The sequence below is a fragment of the Tateyamaria algicola genome (assembly GCF_047715485.1).
Taxonomy (GTDB): Bacteria; Pseudomonadota; Alphaproteobacteria; order Rhodobacterales; family Rhodobacteraceae; genus Tateyamaria.
The window spans coordinates 1,364,560-1,379,309 of the sequence record NZ_CP180422.1; the positions used below are offsets into that span (position 1 = coordinate 1,364,560).

15 protein-coding genes and 2 riboswitches are annotated in these 14,750 nt (G+C 63.2%); of the genes, 4 read left to right on the forward strand and 11 right to left on the reverse strand.

Annotation, left to right across the window (positions count from 1 at the left end):
- Positions 1-11: 11 nt before the first annotated feature.
- The 4 genes from ACMHLQ_RS09100 to ACMHLQ_RS09115 form a co-directional block, all read right to left on the reverse strand.
- The gene (locus ACMHLQ_RS09100; protein WP_415404459.1) at positions 12-1,031 is read right to left on the reverse strand and encodes a calcium-binding protein; all 1,020 of its coding nucleotides are present in this window, start codon (positions 1,029-1,031) and stop codon (positions 12-14) included.
- Positions 1,032-1,318: 287 nt separating this feature from the next.
- Complete coding sequence (gene yghX, locus ACMHLQ_RS09105) at positions 1,319-2,206, reverse strand: YghX family hydrolase (protein ID WP_415404461.1); 888 nt, start codon at positions 2,204-2,206, stop codon at positions 1,319-1,321.
- Positions 2,207-2,479: 273 nt separating this feature from the next.
- Positions 2,480-3,268, reverse strand: a complete 789-nt coding sequence (map, locus tag ACMHLQ_RS09110; protein WP_415404462.1) for a type I methionyl aminopeptidase — start codon at positions 3,266-3,268, stop codon at positions 2,480-2,482.
- A 1-nt stretch (position 3,269) separates the two neighbouring features.
- The gene (locus tag ACMHLQ_RS09115) at positions 3,270-3,473 is read right to left on the reverse strand and encodes a ParD-like family protein (protein ID WP_415404463.1); all 204 of its coding nucleotides are present in this window, start codon (positions 3,471-3,473) and stop codon (positions 3,270-3,272) included.
- Between the two features lie 163 nt (positions 3,474-3,636).
- Here ACMHLQ_RS09115 and ACMHLQ_RS09120 point away from each other — a divergent pair, with 163 nt between their 5' ends.
- Positions 3,637-4,278 carry a hypothetical protein gene (locus ACMHLQ_RS09120; RefSeq protein WP_415404464.1) on the forward strand — a complete coding sequence of 214 codons (642 nt, stop codon included), beginning with the start codon at positions 3,637-3,639 and terminating at the stop codon, positions 4,276-4,278.
- Between the two features lie 57 nt (positions 4,279-4,335).
- Here ACMHLQ_RS09120 and ACMHLQ_RS09125 read toward each other — a convergent pair whose 3' ends face one another.
- A complete protein-coding gene (locus ACMHLQ_RS09125) occupies positions 4,336-4,761 on the reverse strand; it encodes a tellurite resistance TerB family protein (RefSeq protein WP_415404465.1) in 426 nt (141 codons plus the stop codon).
- Between the two features lie 144 nt (positions 4,762-4,905).
- On the opposite strand from ACMHLQ_RS09125, the gene ACMHLQ_RS09130 reads away from it, so the two are divergent.
- Positions 4,906-6,483, forward strand: a complete 1,578-nt coding sequence (locus ACMHLQ_RS09130) for a lysine--tRNA ligase (protein WP_415404466.1) — start codon at positions 4,906-4,908, stop codon at positions 6,481-6,483.
- Between the two features lie 213 nt (positions 6,484-6,696).
- Complete coding sequence (locus ACMHLQ_RS09135; protein WP_415404467.1) at positions 6,697-7,098, forward strand: DUF4864 domain-containing protein; 402 nt, start codon at positions 6,697-6,699, stop codon at positions 7,096-7,098.
- Between the two features lie 3 nt (positions 7,099-7,101).
- On the opposite strand, the gene ACMHLQ_RS09140 is transcribed toward ACMHLQ_RS09135, so the two are convergent.
- Genes ACMHLQ_RS09140 through ACMHLQ_RS09160 form a run of 5 tightly spaced genes read right to left on the reverse strand, consistent with a single transcriptional unit; the run spans position 7,102 to position 11,451 of the window.
- Positions 7,102-7,743 (reverse strand): ABC-type transport auxiliary lipoprotein family protein, encoded by a 642-nt coding sequence (locus ACMHLQ_RS09140; protein ID WP_415404468.1) that lies wholly within the window; start codon positions 7,741-7,743, stop codon positions 7,102-7,104.
- Positions 7,740-8,753: a hypothetical protein gene (locus ACMHLQ_RS09145; protein ID WP_415404469.1), complete on the reverse strand. Its 1,014-nt coding sequence runs from the start codon at positions 8,751-8,753 to the stop codon at positions 7,740-7,742. The genes ACMHLQ_RS09140 and ACMHLQ_RS09145 overlap by 4 nt, the downstream gene beginning before the upstream one ends.
- Positions 8,686-9,543 (reverse strand): MlaD family protein, encoded by an 858-nt coding sequence (locus ACMHLQ_RS09150; RefSeq protein WP_415404470.1) that lies wholly within the window; start codon positions 9,541-9,543, stop codon positions 8,686-8,688. The genes ACMHLQ_RS09145 and ACMHLQ_RS09150 overlap by 68 nt, the downstream gene beginning before the upstream one ends.
- 16 nt (positions 9,544-9,559) lie before the next feature.
- Positions 9,560-10,330, reverse strand: coding sequence for an ABC transporter ATP-binding protein (locus ACMHLQ_RS09155; protein ID WP_415404471.1), 771 nt, complete (start codon positions 10,328-10,330; stop codon positions 9,560-9,562).
- A complete protein-coding gene (locus ACMHLQ_RS09160) occupies positions 10,327-11,451 on the reverse strand; it encodes an ABC transporter permease (protein WP_415404472.1) in 1,125 nt (374 codons plus the stop codon). Before ACMHLQ_RS09160 ends, ACMHLQ_RS09155 begins: the two co-directional genes overlap by 4 nt.
- Before the next feature lie 217 nt (positions 11,452-11,668).
- A riboswitch (glycine riboswitch) is annotated at positions 11,669-11,756 on the forward strand.
- 14 nt (positions 11,757-11,770) lie between these two features.
- A riboswitch (glycine riboswitch) is annotated at positions 11,771-11,876 on the forward strand.
- Positions 11,877-11,937: 61 nt separating this feature from the next.
- On the opposite strand from ACMHLQ_RS09160, the gene ACMHLQ_RS09165 reads away from it, so the two are divergent.
- Entirely contained in the window at positions 11,938-13,170 is a 1,233-nt protein-coding gene (locus tag ACMHLQ_RS09165) for a D-amino acid dehydrogenase (protein WP_415404473.1), read from the forward strand.
- Positions 13,171-13,258: 88 nt separating this feature from the next.
- Here the strand turns inward: ACMHLQ_RS09165 and dacB are convergent, their stop codons facing one another.
- A complete protein-coding gene (gene dacB / locus ACMHLQ_RS09170; protein WP_415404474.1) occupies positions 13,259-14,749 on the reverse strand; it encodes a D-alanyl-D-alanine carboxypeptidase/D-alanyl-D-alanine-endopeptidase in 1,491 nt (496 codons plus the stop codon).
- Between the last annotated feature and the right edge of the window lies 1 nt (position 14,750).

Below are 14,750 nucleotides of genomic sequence, written 5' to 3' on the forward strand. Positions count from 1 at the left end.
CCGGCATCGCCTCAGGCGATTAGCAGAAGCGAGGACAAGTCCTCCTCCACCACATCCGTCAGCACGATCTCGCTGTCACCATAGGTGATGGTCGTGTCCGTGCCGTCGGTCGCGACTTCGATGTCGCTGGCATCGACACCGCTGAACGTCAACGCATCCACACCCACGTCGAAATCAGTCACCACATCGGTGCCATCGCCCTCCACGAACTCGAAAACATCCGCGCCAGAGCCGCCGGTCAGAACGTCATCGTCCGTCCCGCCATTGATCGTGTCCTCGCCGCGACCGCCTTCGATGACATCCTCGCCAGCGGCACCGGTCAGCAGGTTGTCCTGGCGGCTGCCCACGATCTGGTCGTCATTGTCGCTGCCCAGCACGTCCACGAAGTTCTCCAGCGTAAGCGAAAACGTGTCCCCTGCCGCAAAGCCGCCCGTGTCTTCGATGATGGTCCAGGTATAGGCCCCACTGGCCAGGTTCACATCCGTCGCAACCGCGCCCTGAACCGAGGTGGAATCGACCACGTTCTGTTCGCCCTTATCGCCGATCACCGTCTCGACCACGGCGATTTCCCCCGCAGCGACGTCAAAGGTGCCAAGGGTGTCCGTGCCAAGGTCGCCCTTGTCCAACCCACCCGCTGAACTGATCGAGATGGGGGCGTCCAGATCGGAATAGTCGATGATGTCGGTGCCGTCGCCGCCCACGATCACATCGTCACCGGCGGACCCGATAAAGACGTCGTCGCCATCGGTCCCCAGAAACGTGTTGTCGCCGTCGGTTCCGATCAGCGTGATGGAGTCGCCGACCGACATGTCGATCTCGGCCGTCTCATCAACCGTGCCGTCCCCATCCGTATCGATTTCGGCGCTGTATACGCCATCCTCGCCGATCACACTCAGATCAAGGTCCACATCGCTTGTTCCGGCAAGCTCCGCCAGATCAATGATCTCGCGGTCGTCCTTGCCTCCCTGGGATTGTCCCTGCCGCGTGCTGCCACCGCCGCCATTGGACAGCGTTTGTGTGTTCGATTGCATCGTCATCGTCCTTTCCGGTTGTTTCCAAACGATCTGCCGTGACGCCCGGAGGGTCGGGCCGCCTGGTGGATCGTGCCGCGCAGGTGCGGGCAACCGGGTCTATGACATGCGCAACTTGAAGCGGCGCTGAACAGCGCATTCATCCAGCGTTCAGCTTTGCGCCCTCGTGCGGAATGGGCGCGCTATTGCCAATGACGCCCGCGCGGCGGACCGGCGGGCGTCATGTGATCTATGTCTTGTCCGGCACGGCCACACCGGCTGCGGCGCGGCGGTTCATACAGCTCGGATCAGGACAGGTACGTGTTGAACCAGCCGATGGTGCGCTCCCATGCCAGCTCTGCCATGGCCTCGTCATAGCGCGGCGTGCTGTCATTGTGGAAACCGTGGTTGGCCCCTTCGTAGATGTAAGCCTCGTACACCTTTTCATTGGCCTGCAACGCGGCCTCGAAGTCGGGCCAGCCCGCATTGATGCGCTCGTCCAGCTCACCCATCTGGATCAGCAGGGGGGCTTCGATCTTGGGCACATCTTCGCTCGCCGGCTGACGCCCGTAAAACGGCACACCGGCAGCCAGTTCAGGATAGGCAACGGCGATGGCACCCACGACTCCGCCACCATAGCAGAACCCCACAGCGCCGACGCGGCCCGTGCTGTCCTCGCGTGCCAGCAAATGCTCGAACCCCGCGAAAAAGTCGTTCATCAGCGCGACCCGGTCCACCGTGCGCTGCAACTCGCGCCCATCCGCATCATTGCCCGGATACCCCCCGACCGAGGTCAGACCATCCGGCGCCAGCGCCATGAACCCCGCCTTGGCCAGACGGCGCGCCACGTCCTCGATATACGGGTTCAAGCCGCGGTTCTCGTGAATGACCAGCACGGCGGGCAGCGGGCCTTCCACCGCCGCCGGGCGCACCAGATAGCCACGCACATCGCCTGTGCCATTGGGCGACGGGTACATGATGTAATCGGCGTGAATGTCGGGATCGTTGAACGACACCTGCTCGGCCATCGCATAGTTCGGGCTCAGCATGTTCAGCAGCGCAACAGCCGTCACACCGCCCACGGCAAACTTGCCCGCACGGTCCAGAAACTCGCGCTTGGTGATTTTTCCGTGCGCATAAAAGTCATAGAGATCAAGTAGTTCCTGATCAAAATCCTTGGCAGTCATTCGGTTCATCAGCTGTCTCCAATGTGTCGGGTTTCAGTAAATCGGCGTGGTCCATCATGCACCAGAATACGAGTGCGGTCACTGTCCGGGCGGGGGCGCCAGGGCGGAGCCCGGCACCGCCAAAACGGCCGCAATACCCGGACTCAAAGGGGTTTTTCGTGAAACCACCATGTGTGCGTCCCTTGAGGTGCTATTGGCGTCACCGGTTAAACGCCCGGGCAGGGATTTTCCGTCGAAATTAATTTCTGCACGCACGACGCACGGCCCTAAGCCCATCAAGCGTTACCCCGATGGCTGCACCCGCGCCAGCATCGGCGCCTCGTCACGGCGCAGGGTCAGCACCTCGACACCCGTTCCGGTCACTGCAACCGTGTGCTCGAACTGGGCCGAGAGCTTGCGATCGCGTGTCACCACCGTCCATCCATCGGCCTCGGTGGCCACCACACGACTGCCCCTGTTGACCATGGGTTCGATGGTAAAAACCATGCCCTCGCGCAGTTTCAATCCCGTGCCCCGCTTGCCGAAATTCAGCACCTGCGGGTCCTCGTGCATCTCGCGGCCAATGCCGTGCCCGCAATATTCCCGCACAACTGTGCAGCCATTTTTCTTGGCATGGCGTTCAATGGCAAAGCCAATATCGCCCAGATGCGCGCCGGGGCGCACCTGTCTTATGCCCTGCCACATGGCCCCTTGTGCAATGCTGACCAGCCGCCGTGCGGCGGGGGCGGCCTTGCCAACCAGGTACGTCTTGCTCGAATCCGCGATGTATCCGTTCTTTTCCAGCGTAATGTCGAAATTGACGATATCGCCCGCGCGCAGGATCTCCCGTCGGTCCGGCACGCCGTGGCAGACCACGTGATTGACCGAACAGTTCAGAACATATTGGAACCCGTACTGCCCCTTGCTGGCCGGGCGCGCCCCGAGGTCAACGGTGATGAAACGTTCCACAAGGTCATTGACCTGCAATGTGGACATACCCACAAGGTCCTGCGCATCCAGCATCTCGAAAACCGAGGCCAGCAGCCTGCCCGATATCCGCATCAACTCCAGCTCACCGGGTGTCTTGACCATGTCAGGCCGCCACGTCCGGAACGCGCACCTCGGCGGCTTGCAACTGCATCCTGATGATGTCGTTAAAGGACAGCGTCGGATTGGCCTCTGCCAGCATGCCAACCTTGATCCAGAACTCCGCCTGCGCGTTGATGGACCGGCACAGAACAGCGCTGGCGCGGCGCACGTCCTCATGCAGGTCGTCGTTGATCTTTACGATGCCCATGATGTTTCTCCAAGCCAGCGACCATACGAAACATATACGTTTCGTATCGCCTTTGGTCAATCAGCCCTCATGACACGGGGAAAGCCGCCGATACCGGGGATGGTAGAAAGCATTGTTCGCAAGGCAGTGGACGGCACAGCCCCACCACTCTAGGCGCATGGATATGACCATCTCAGACAGCCCCGCGGCGGCTCTGTCCCATGTGCGCTGGATCGGTGGCGGCAGCGGGGCCGCCAAATCGACGGTCGCCCGCAGGCTGGCGGCTGCACATGACGCGGTTCTTTATGATTCCGACGCGGCCATGCGCGCACATGCCAATCAATGCCGCCCCGAAGATTGCCCAAGGCTTGCTGCGTTCAAGGCTATGGATATGGATGAACGTTGGGTTAACAGAACGCCCGAGATCATGCTGGACAGCTTTCACTGGTTCGCGGGCGAAGGGTTCGACCTGATCATCGACGATCTCCGCGCACTGCCGCAGGACAGACCGATACTCGCCGAAGGGTTTCGCCTCCTGCCCCGCCTCGTCGCACCGCTTCTTCAGGACAAATCCCATGCGACCTGGTTGCTGCCGACCCCTTGCTTCCGTCGCCGCGCCTTTGACGGGCGGGATACGACATGGGACATTCCGCGTCAGACGCGCGATCCCGAGCGGGCGCTTGAAAACCTGTTGGCCCGCGATGCGCTCTTTACCGAACGTCTTCGCAGTGACGTCTCTGCCCTAGGGCTGCATTCAATTGACGTTGACGGAACCCTCGGCAAAGACGCGCTTTTCCAGGCCGTGGACAGATGGCTGTTCGGATAGATCCAATGCGCACCGCTTCACGGCGACGCCTCAATCTCTCGTTGCAAAACGCCTAATTCAAACCGTCAGGTGCCGTGCCCGCGCACCGCGTTCGATCGCAGCGGCGTGCAGGCGGTCGATGTTCAGCTCATACCGCATCTCTTCCAGAAGGCGCAGCTCGGTCTCTTCCAGCGTGCCATCTGCCGCCGCCACATCGCAGGCCAGCGCATAGGCCGTCTCGAACAGGTGCTCGGGCAGTGCCTCGCGCACCAGTCCGAACAGCGCATCCAGCCCGTCCTCCTGCTCGAACAGATCGAACACTGTCTGCGCCGTGACGTTCAAGCGGTCGAGGTCATAGTCGGCAAACACCGGCAGGTGGTTCACAGCCGAGTTAATTTTTACCAACTCCGCCGTGCGGATGTCTTCATCCGAGGCCGAGATGGCGATCATCATGGCCACAAGCGCATCCTGCGCCGTGAGGGAAAGCTGTTCGGTGTCTGACATGGCCACGATCCTTTTACGCTCTGTCCTGTCCTCAATATTGACGCTTGGGTGCGCCCGCAATAGGTAGCGGCGGGATGTCGCCCCGCGGGGCTGCACCGCAAGGGTCGCGCGATGGGCGTGTACCGGATGAGTAGGACAAATCAGATGTCGAGTTTGCGTGACGCCGCGATGACGAGCAAAGCCTGGCCCTTCGAAGAGGCCCGCAAAGTGCTCAAACGCTACGAAAAGGCGCCGCCCGAAAAGGGGTATGTCCTGTTTGAAACAGGCTATGGCCCCTCTGGTCTGCCCCATATCGGCACGTTCGGAGAGGTGGCGCGCACGACCATGGTGCGCCGCGCCTTCGAGGTGATTTCGGACATCCCGACCAAGCTGGTCTGTTTCTCGGACGATCTCGATGGCATGCGCAAGGTACCCGGAAACGTGCCCAACCCCGAGGCGTTGGAAGAATACCTGCAAATGCCCCTGACTTCGGTGCCTGATCCATTCGGCAAATACGAGAGCTTTGGCCACCACAACAACGCCATGCTGCGCCGGTTCCTCGACACGTTCGGGTTCGAATACGAATTCATCTCGGCCCGCGAATTCTACCGCGCGGGCAAGTTCGACGAAATCCTGCTGCGCTGCGCCGAGCGGTACGATGACCTGATGAAGATCATGATGAAATCGCTGCGCGAAGAGCGTCAGCAATCCTATTCGATCTTCCTGCCGATCCACCCCGAAACAGGGCGGGTAATGTATGTGCCGATGAAGCATGTGGATGCCGCCGCGGGCACCATCACCTTTGACGATCCCGACGGGGGCGAGATGACCCTGCCCGTCACCGGCGGCAACGTTAAACTGCAATGGAAGCCTGACTTTGGCGCCCGCTGGGCGGCCCTTGGTGTCGATTTCGAGATGTATGGCAAGGAACACGCCACCAACGAGAAAATCTATGACGCGATCTGCCGGACCCTTGGTGGCCGCCCGCCTGCGCATTTTTCGTTCGAGCTGTTCCTCGATGACAAGGGCCAGAAGATTTCCAAGTCGTCGGGCAACGGCGTCAGCATTGACGAGTGGCTGACCTATGCCAGCTCCGAAAGCCTGTCGTATTTCATGTATCAAAAGCCCAAGACCGCCAAGCGCATGTATTTCGACGTGATCCCCAAGGCGGTGGACGAATACCACCAGCAACTGCGCGCCTATGCGACACAGGACGAGGCGCAGCGCCTGAACAACCCGGTGTTCCACATCCACGGGCACAACGTACCCGCCAGCGACATGGTGGTGCCGTTTGCCATGCTCTTGAACCTCGCCTCGGTCAGTTCGGCCGAGACAAAAGAGACGCTGTGGGGCTTCATCCAGCGCTATGCGCCGGACACGGGGCCCGAGACGCATCCGGGCATGGACCAGGCCGTGGGCTTTGCCGTCCGGTACTACAATGACTTCGTGAAACCCGCGAAATCCTACCGGCTGGCAAATGAGCAGGAGCGTGAAGCGCTGACGGCATTGCGCGACGCACTTGCGGCCTATGACGGCCCTGCGGAAGACGAAGCGTTGCAGTCGGTGGTCTATGCCGTCGGGCGGGATCGGTTTGACCCGCTGCGGGGCTGGTTCACGGCCCTTTACGAAGTGCTGTTGGGCGCCAGCCAGGGCCCGCGTTTCGGGGGGTTCATCGCCCTTTACGGGGTGCCGGAAACCATCGCTTTGATCGACAAGGCACTGGCCGGAGAGCTGGTTGGCTGATCTGTCCCCGCGGGGACAGGCTGTTCGCGCGCGTCACGGGATCTTAACCGGTCTCGTATCCTTGGCGCGTCCCAAGGGCTTGCGCGGCGCACGCCTCGGTCAGGCGAATTTAACCACGCAAATGGCACCCTCGTGCCCGTCGGGGCGCGCGCAGCGCTTGGCGCGGGGGCGCGCCGCACTACCATCCCCAAATCGACAAGAGGAGATGGTGACATGCGCAAGTGGATGATGGGCGCGGTTCTGGCCGCCAGCATGGCGGGGGCGGCCCTTGCCCAGGGCAGCGAAATCCAGGGGGTGATCAGCAGCCAGATCGAAGCCTTCAAGGCCGACAATTTCACGGAAGCGTTCGAGTTCGCCTCGCCTTCGATCCGGGGCATGTTCCGCACGCCCGAGAACTTTGGCCGCATGGTCACCCAAGGCTATCCCATGGTCTGGCGCCCTGCCGAAGTCACCTATCTGGGGCTTGAGGACAACAACGGCATCCTGTCACAAACCGTGCGCATCGTGGACGCCGAAGGCCGGGTGCACCTGCTGAAATACAGCATGCTGGAAACCGATGCGGGCTGGAAGATCAACGGCGTGCAACTGCTGGAAGCGCCGGGCGTCAACGCCTAGACGTCAGGGCGTGTACTTCGAAATCTCGCGAATGCTCCATTCGACGGAATCGCGCATCGTGTCGCCCAGCGCCTCGTCAAAGGCGGCGACCACATCGCGCGGCGCGTCCGATGTGGATGGCACGATCTCTTCAAAGGAACGCGACCCGATAATCCGGTCTTCGAACGCATCCACGATCTTGATGTTCAGGCGCACATCTACGCGCAGGGGTGCGGTGCTGTCTCCGGGTGGGACGATGGCCTGAAACTCGCGGATGTCCGTCACGATCAGAAAATCGGCGCGCAAGCCGATGGTCGAACTGCCCACGGCGGGCACGCGCTGGCTGTTCTCGTAACTCTCGATCAAAAGCGCCTGCACGATCAGCGGGGCGCGGTCGACCCAGCGTGCGCCCGGCAGGTACTGCACCTCGAGCGGGTTGGGCTGCACCGCGATCTGATCGGTATCCACAGCCGCCGTCGCGGTCGGCTGTTCCACGACAATCTGGTATTTCAGATTGGGCAGCGACGATGCAAAGGTGCTTTTGGGTGTGAGCACATAGTTGTCCACCGGAGTGGCAACGTCGGTCAGACTGGCAAGGCCCGCGCAGCCAGTCAGCGCGCCCATCAGGACCGCGCCCATGGCGCATTTCAGAAAGCGTGACGTCATCGGCTGAACCTTGAATTTTGTGTGCCCAGCAAAAAGCGGCCGGGGTCGCGTTCGATCTTGTTCACCAGCCGTTCGAGGTTGACGGTCAGGCTGCGCGCCTCTTCGGTAAAGCGCAGGAATTCGGGCAGGCCGAGGCGCAGGAATTCGGAAATCTGGCGTTCGTTGCCCGAGGCGATGGTGTCGAGCGTATCGGCAAAGCTGGCCGCCGACCGGGACGCGGCCAGCACCTCGGTCGAGACCGCGTCGATATTTGTCGAGGCGTTTTGGACCGTGTCGGTAAAGGCGGTGGCGGCCTTGCGCAGATCGCCGATCACGCCCTCGGACGAGCTGCTGAAGGTGGTGGCAAAGTTGGAGGCGGCGGCGCGCAGATCGGTGATGATCCCGCCGATGTCGTCCCGGATCACCTTGTTTGCATTGGCAAAGGTCTGTGTGGCGATGTCGAGCGTGTCGGTGGCCCCGGTCATGGCCGTGGTGATCCAGCCCAGTGTTTCGTCGGCGTTGTTCATGGTGATCGAGAACGTCGCCAGCGCCTGGGACGCCTCGCCCGTCAGCGTGTCGAGCCGAGTGGCGAGTGCAGCGGTGCGCGTGCCCACGTCGTCGATCACGCGGTTGGCGGTTTGCGAGGTGGTGCGCAGATCGTCCGTCAGCGGTGTCAGTTGGTCGGTGGTGAACTGGCCAAAGCCGGTTGCGGCCTCGTCCACCGACCTAAGCGCGTTTTGTGCGTCCGCCAGGGCGGTTGTGGCACTGCCTGCCAGTGTGTCGAGGCGCCCGGCGATGCGCTGCGCATCCGCCCCCACCCGGTCGATCACCCGCGTCGCGGTCTGTGAAGTTGTCCGCAGGTCTTCGCCCAGGGGGCCCAGTGTCGTGGTGGTGAAATCGTTGATGCCCGAGATGGCGGTATTGGCCGTCTCGAAGGTTTGGTTGGCCGTGTCCAGCACCACGTCACCCCGGTCGGCCAGCTGGTCGATCCGCCCGCCGATCCGCGCGACCTTCTCCCCCTGCCTCGTCAATCACGCGGGTGGCGGTTTGCGAGGTGGTGCGCAGATCGTCGGCCAGCGGCACGAGGTTGGTAGTGGTGAACGTGTCGATGGTTTCGATCGCGCCGGTTGCGGTTTCCAGCGTGGTCGTGGCCGTTGTCAGCGTGGTGTCGGCGGTGTCCGACAACTCTTCGAGCCTGCCGGTAAAGGCCGCAACCTCGCGCGCGGCGGCACCCAGATCGTCAGAGAGTGTTTCGAAGTTCGCGAGCACCCCGTCGAGCCGTTCGGAGGATGTGGCGAGGTTGCCGAGCAGTGTCGAGACGGCCTCGCGGTTGTCATTGTCAAAGACGTCGTTCACGTTTTCCAGCAGCACGATGGCCCGGTCGAGCAGTTCCGGTGCCCCCTCGAACACGGATTGCAGCGCGGTGCGTTCGGACGGGATCACAGCATCTTCGGGCAGCGGGGCCGAGGTTTCGGACCCGCCCGAGAGACCCACAAAGCTGACGCCGGTGACGCCCTGTGATTGCAGCTTGGCCACTGTTTCGGTGTTCACGGGCGTGTCTGCCCCCACCTCGATCCGCACGCGGACCTGGCTGCTGTCCTCGGCGTCCAGACCAAGATCGACCACCTGCCCCACGGGCAGGCCGTTATAGCGCACGTCGCTTGCCGCGCCGAGGCCCGAGACGTCCTCGAACAGGATGTCGTAATAGGTGTATTGGCGGTCCACCTCGACCTTGGCCAGCCACAACAACAGCCCGAGCGCGCCAAAGATCCCCGCGAGGGTGAACAGGCCGATCAGCACGTAGTTGGCTTTGGTTTCCATGGTTGGCGGCAGCCCCTCAGGTCTTTTCTTGCGCGGCGCGGGCGCGTGGTCCGGTGAAGTATTCCTGCACCCAGGGGTGATCGACGTCTGTCATCCCCTCGATGGGCCCTTCGACCAGCACCCGCTTTTCCGCAAGCACCGCAATTCTGTCGCAGATCGCGTAAAGAGAGTCGAGGTCATGCGTAACCATGAACACGGTGAGGCCCAGCGAGCGCTTGAGTTCGCCGATGAGGTCGTCATAGGCGGCCGCCCCGATGGGGTCGAGGCCCGCGGTCGGTTCGTCCAGAAACACGATTTGCGGATCAAGCGCAAGGGCGCGGGCAAGCGCTGCGCGTTTGCGCATACCGCCCGAAAGCTCCGAAGGCAGCTTGCCACAGGCCAGGGGCGGCAGGCCGACAAGGCTAATCTTCAGCTCACCCAGCGCCTTCATCAGCGCATGGGACAGGTTGAGGTGTTCGCGCATCGGCGCCATCACGTTTTGCAGCACGCTGAGCGAGGAAAACAGCGCCCCGTCCTGAAACGCGACGCCCCAGCGTTTTTCGGCCCCCAGCCGTTCCTCGCGCGTGCCGTTGACCACATCCGCGCCGAACACGTGGATCGACCCGGCGGCGGGCCGGTTCAGCCCGACGATGGTGCGCAGCAGCACGGACTTTCCCGTGCCCGAGCCCCCCACAATACCCAGCACTTCGCCCCGCCACACGTCGAGGTCGAGGTTGTCATGTACCACCTGCGGGCCAAACTGGTTGCGCAAGCCCCGCACCTTGATGATCGCCTCGCGCGCGCTCACAGCCCCAGCTCCGAAAAGAAGATCGAGAATACGGCATCCGCCACGATCACGAGGAAGATGGATTGCACCACGGACGTGGTGGTGTGCCGCCCCACGCTGTCAGCCGAGCCCTTGACCTGCATCGCCTGCCAGCAGGCGACGGTCGAGATGATGGCGGCAAAGAACGGCGCCTTGATCATCCCGATGGCGAGGTGCCAGACATCGGTGTTTTCCTGCAACCGCGTGATGAACATGGACGGGCTGACGCCCAGTTCGATCCAGCTCATGATCGCGCCGCCCACAAGGCCCGACACATTGGCGATAAAGCCGAGGATGGGCAGCATGATGATCAGCGCAATCACACGGGGCAGCACCAGCACCTCGATCGGATCAAGGCCGAGGGTGCGCATCGCGTCCAGTTCTTCGCGCACCTTCATCGACCCGATGGAGGCGGTGAAGGCGGAGCCCGACCGCCCTGCCACGATGATGGCGGTCAGAAGGATGCCCAACTCGCGCAGGATCGAGATCGCGATCAGGTCGACCACGAACACCTCCGCCCCGAACTGGCGCAATTGCGAGGCCCCCTGAAAGGACAGGACTACCCCGATCAGAAAACTCATCAGCACCACGATGGGGATGGCGTTGAACCCGACTTCCTCCATCTGGCTGACCAGTGCCGCCGTGCGCCAGCGGCGCGGGCGCACGATGCTGTAGCCGAGGCGATACAACGTCTCGCCCATGAAACTGAGCAGCGAGGTGATGGCCTTGCCCACACCGGCCGTCTTGGCCCCGATATCCGCCAGCCAGGGCAGCAGGCCGCGCGGGGCTTCCTCGATCCCTTCCTCGTCGGGCAGGGCCGCGATGACGGCATCAATCAACTCGGTCCGGTTGCCGGACGTATCCTGTAACTCGACCGCAATGCCATCCGCTTCCAGCCGGGATTTCAGGTCTGCGATCAGCCATGCGCCGCCGGTATCCAGAGCCTCGAGCCCATCCAGATCAATGCGCGCCTTGCCCCCCGTCGGTGACACATTTGCAAAGGCCGCCTCGACCGTGCCGAGATGTTCGGTGACCAACCGCCCCGCAAGGCGCAGAACCGCGCCGCCGTCGCTGTCGTCCAGGGTGAGGGTCGGTGTGGTCATGGCACCTTTGGGGCAGCGGCATATGCCGGGTTTTGGACGTGTTTTCAGAAAACTAGGCGATGATAGCCCAGAGGAAAAGCATTGACCACGGCTGCGCACAACTTCGCCCAGTCCCCATGCCTGTGGCGCGCGCAGCACGGTCACGCCAGGCTGATCACGCGTGACAACAATTCGTTTGCCCGACTCGGGGCCGTTTCCTATATCGGGCGCAGTCGACAAGGCCGACATGGGAGAGCGCGGGGAGACCCGCCGCCGAAGGAGCAACGCCCCGGAAACTCTCAGGCACAAAGAACCGTGTTTGCCGCGCCCGATCTGGGCATGTTGACGATCTGGAGAGCGGTCAGGGCTGACGTCCCTGCCCCACCGAAGGAGAAAGCGCCGCGACTAGGCGTCAAACTCTCAGGTCACGCGACAGATGGGGACGTGGAACCGGCACGGTGCCGGGCGCGTCCTGATCTCAATCGCGTCGCTTTGGGAGGACCCCCAATGACCCATATCGCCGTTATCGGTGCCGGTATCACCGGCATCACCACTGCCTATGCCCTCGCGCGGCGCGGCTATGCCGTGTCCGTCTTTGATCGCAACCGCTATGCGGCGATGGAGACGTCATTCGCCAATGGCGGGCAGCTGTCGGCCTCGAATGCCGAGGTGTGGACCCGCTGGGGCACGATCTTCAAGGGCCTCAAGTGGATGCTGCGCTCGGACGCGCCGCTGCTGGTGAACCCGCGCCCAAGCTGGCACAAGCTGAGCTGGATGGCCGAGTTCATGGGCAACATCCCCCATTACGAATCCCACACCGTTGAAACCGCACGGCTGGCCATCGCGGCCCGCGCCCATCTGCTGGACTTTGCGCGCGAGGTCGGTGTCGATTTCGACATGGAGCAGCGCGGCATCCTGCACATCTACAAGAAACAGTCCGAATTCGATCACGCCCGCCGCGTGAATACGCTGCTGGAACGTGCCGGGCTGGAACGCCGCGAAGTGTCGGCGGACGAGGTGCAGCGCCTTGAGCCGACCTTGCAATCCAAGACCATCGGCGGCTTTTACACCGAGAGTGATTTCACCGGCGACATCCACCGCTATGCCCGCAAGTTAAGCGAGGGCTGCGCGCGGATGGGCACCACGTTCCACTACAAGACCAGGGTGACCGACATCCACCACACCGGCACCGGCATCCGCCTCGACTGGAGCGGGGCCGAGGGCGATCAGCAGCAGCATTTCGACGGCATCGTCGTTTGCGCGGGCGTGGGCAGCCGCGATATCGCGGCCAAGCTGGGCGACCGCGTGAACATCTATCCGGTCAAAGGGTATTCCATCACCGTGAACCTCGATGACGTCGAAAGCCAGGCGGCGGCGCCTTGGGTCAGCCTGCTGGATGACGAGGCCAAGATCGTGACCTCGCGTCTGGGCCGCAACCGTTTCCGCATCGCGGGCACGGCCGAGTTCAATGGCTACAACCTCGACATCCGCGACGACCGGGTGCGCCCGCTGCGCGAGTGGTGCGAAGCGTTCTTTCCCACCGTCTCGACCGAGCATTGCGTACCCTGGGCGGGTCTGCGGCCCATGTTGCCGTCAATGATGCCCAAGGTGGGGCCGGGCGCAAAACCGGGTGTCTATTACAACACCGGGCACGGGCATCTGGGCTGGACCCTGTCCGCGGCGACGGCGCAGGCGACGGCGGATTTCGTCGATGTGGCACGGATGAAGAACGCGGCCTGAGGCGTAAGGCGCAGCTGTGCTGCGCCCCGCATCGCTATCTGCTGCGCGCTGTTTTGCCGTAAGGCGCACGTATCCGTGCGCCCCCGCCTCAACTGCCGTAAAGCGTGCCCCAGCGTTCGATCAACTGCTGCTGCATCGCCTTGGCGCGCCGGTTCCAGCTGCGCGCGCCCTGCGGAGCCTCGCGGTTCGCCTTGGAAATGCGGGATCGCGTGGCCTCGTCCGCGGCAAAGATGGCAAATGCCATGACCGTGCCATCCTTGGCCGTCATGTAGCCGCCAAGGCCAGAGACGAAATTCAGCGTGCCGGTTTTCGCATCGACCTTGATCGGGTGGTTCTTGATCGCGCGCCGTTTGGAATCGAGCATCGGGATCGCTTTGAGGATCGGGCGCAGTGTCGCGCTCTGATGCGCCTTGATCAGCGCCTGCACCATGTCGTCCGCCGTGATCTTGCTTGCCCCGCCGAGGCCCGAGTGATCGACCAGCCGCATGGTTTGCGTGCCCAGCCGCGCGCCCGCCCAGCGGTTCATCTCCGCCGCCGAGGCCTTGAGGCCGCTGGCCCGCCCGGTGCGTTTGACCGTGGCCGCCAGCCCCACCATTTCCGCCGTGATGTTGGTGGAATAGCGCAGCATGCCCCGCAGGATCGTGCGCAATTCGTCACTGGCATGGGTGACCAGCGTGGTGCCACTGGGCGCGCGGTCCACGACCTTGGGGTTCTTGAGGACGATCCCTTGCGAGCGCGCCAATGTCTGGAACACGTCGCCCGCATAGAGCGCGGGCTTGCGCACCGGCAGCCAGCGTGCCCCGCCATTGCCAAGCGCGCCCTTGGCCACCGTCCAGTTGTCCGTGCGCCCGCCGTCCTTGTAGGTGTAGACCGGCAGGCTGCGCGCCGCGATCTGCATCTTTGCCATCGCCACATCGGGGCGGTAGCGGTCCGAGCGCGCGTCCATCGTTACCCCGTACCCGTTGCCCGCGCGCCGCCATTCGAAATGCACGCGGTTGTAGTTCAGGGCAATGCCGGTGACGGCGGGGCTGTAGCCGACGTGATCGGGCTGATCCGTGTCGATCGTCTTGACGAAGGGCAGTGCGCCTTCGGCCACCTTGAAAGCACCGCGCACCTCGCGGATGCCCTTGGCTTTCAGCGACGCGGCCATGTCCGCCAGCGCGTTGGTATCAAGGGTCGGATCGCCCCCGCCGACAAGGATCAGATCACCCTGCACCACGCCCCCCGACACGCCACCCGTGGCCACGAGGTGCGTGCCAAAACGGTGGCCCGGGCCCAGAACGTCGAGCGCGTAAAGCGCGGTGATCGCCTTGGCCACACTGGCCGGGGGCGCGCCGACCTTGGCGTTACTCCCCTCCAGCCGCAGGCCGGTTCGTGCATCCGCAACGGCGTATGTGACCCGCCCGTCCAGCCGCGCCGCCGCGATGATGGCCTGCGGATCGGCGATGGATTTCTTGAAATGTTCGGCGCCGCGCGCCATCGGGCGCAGCGAGGCCGTTGGCGGGGCCGCAAGGGCCGCCGTGGCGGACCCGGAGGCCAACATGCCCAGAAATACTCGTCTCGAAAAAGCGCGCAACATG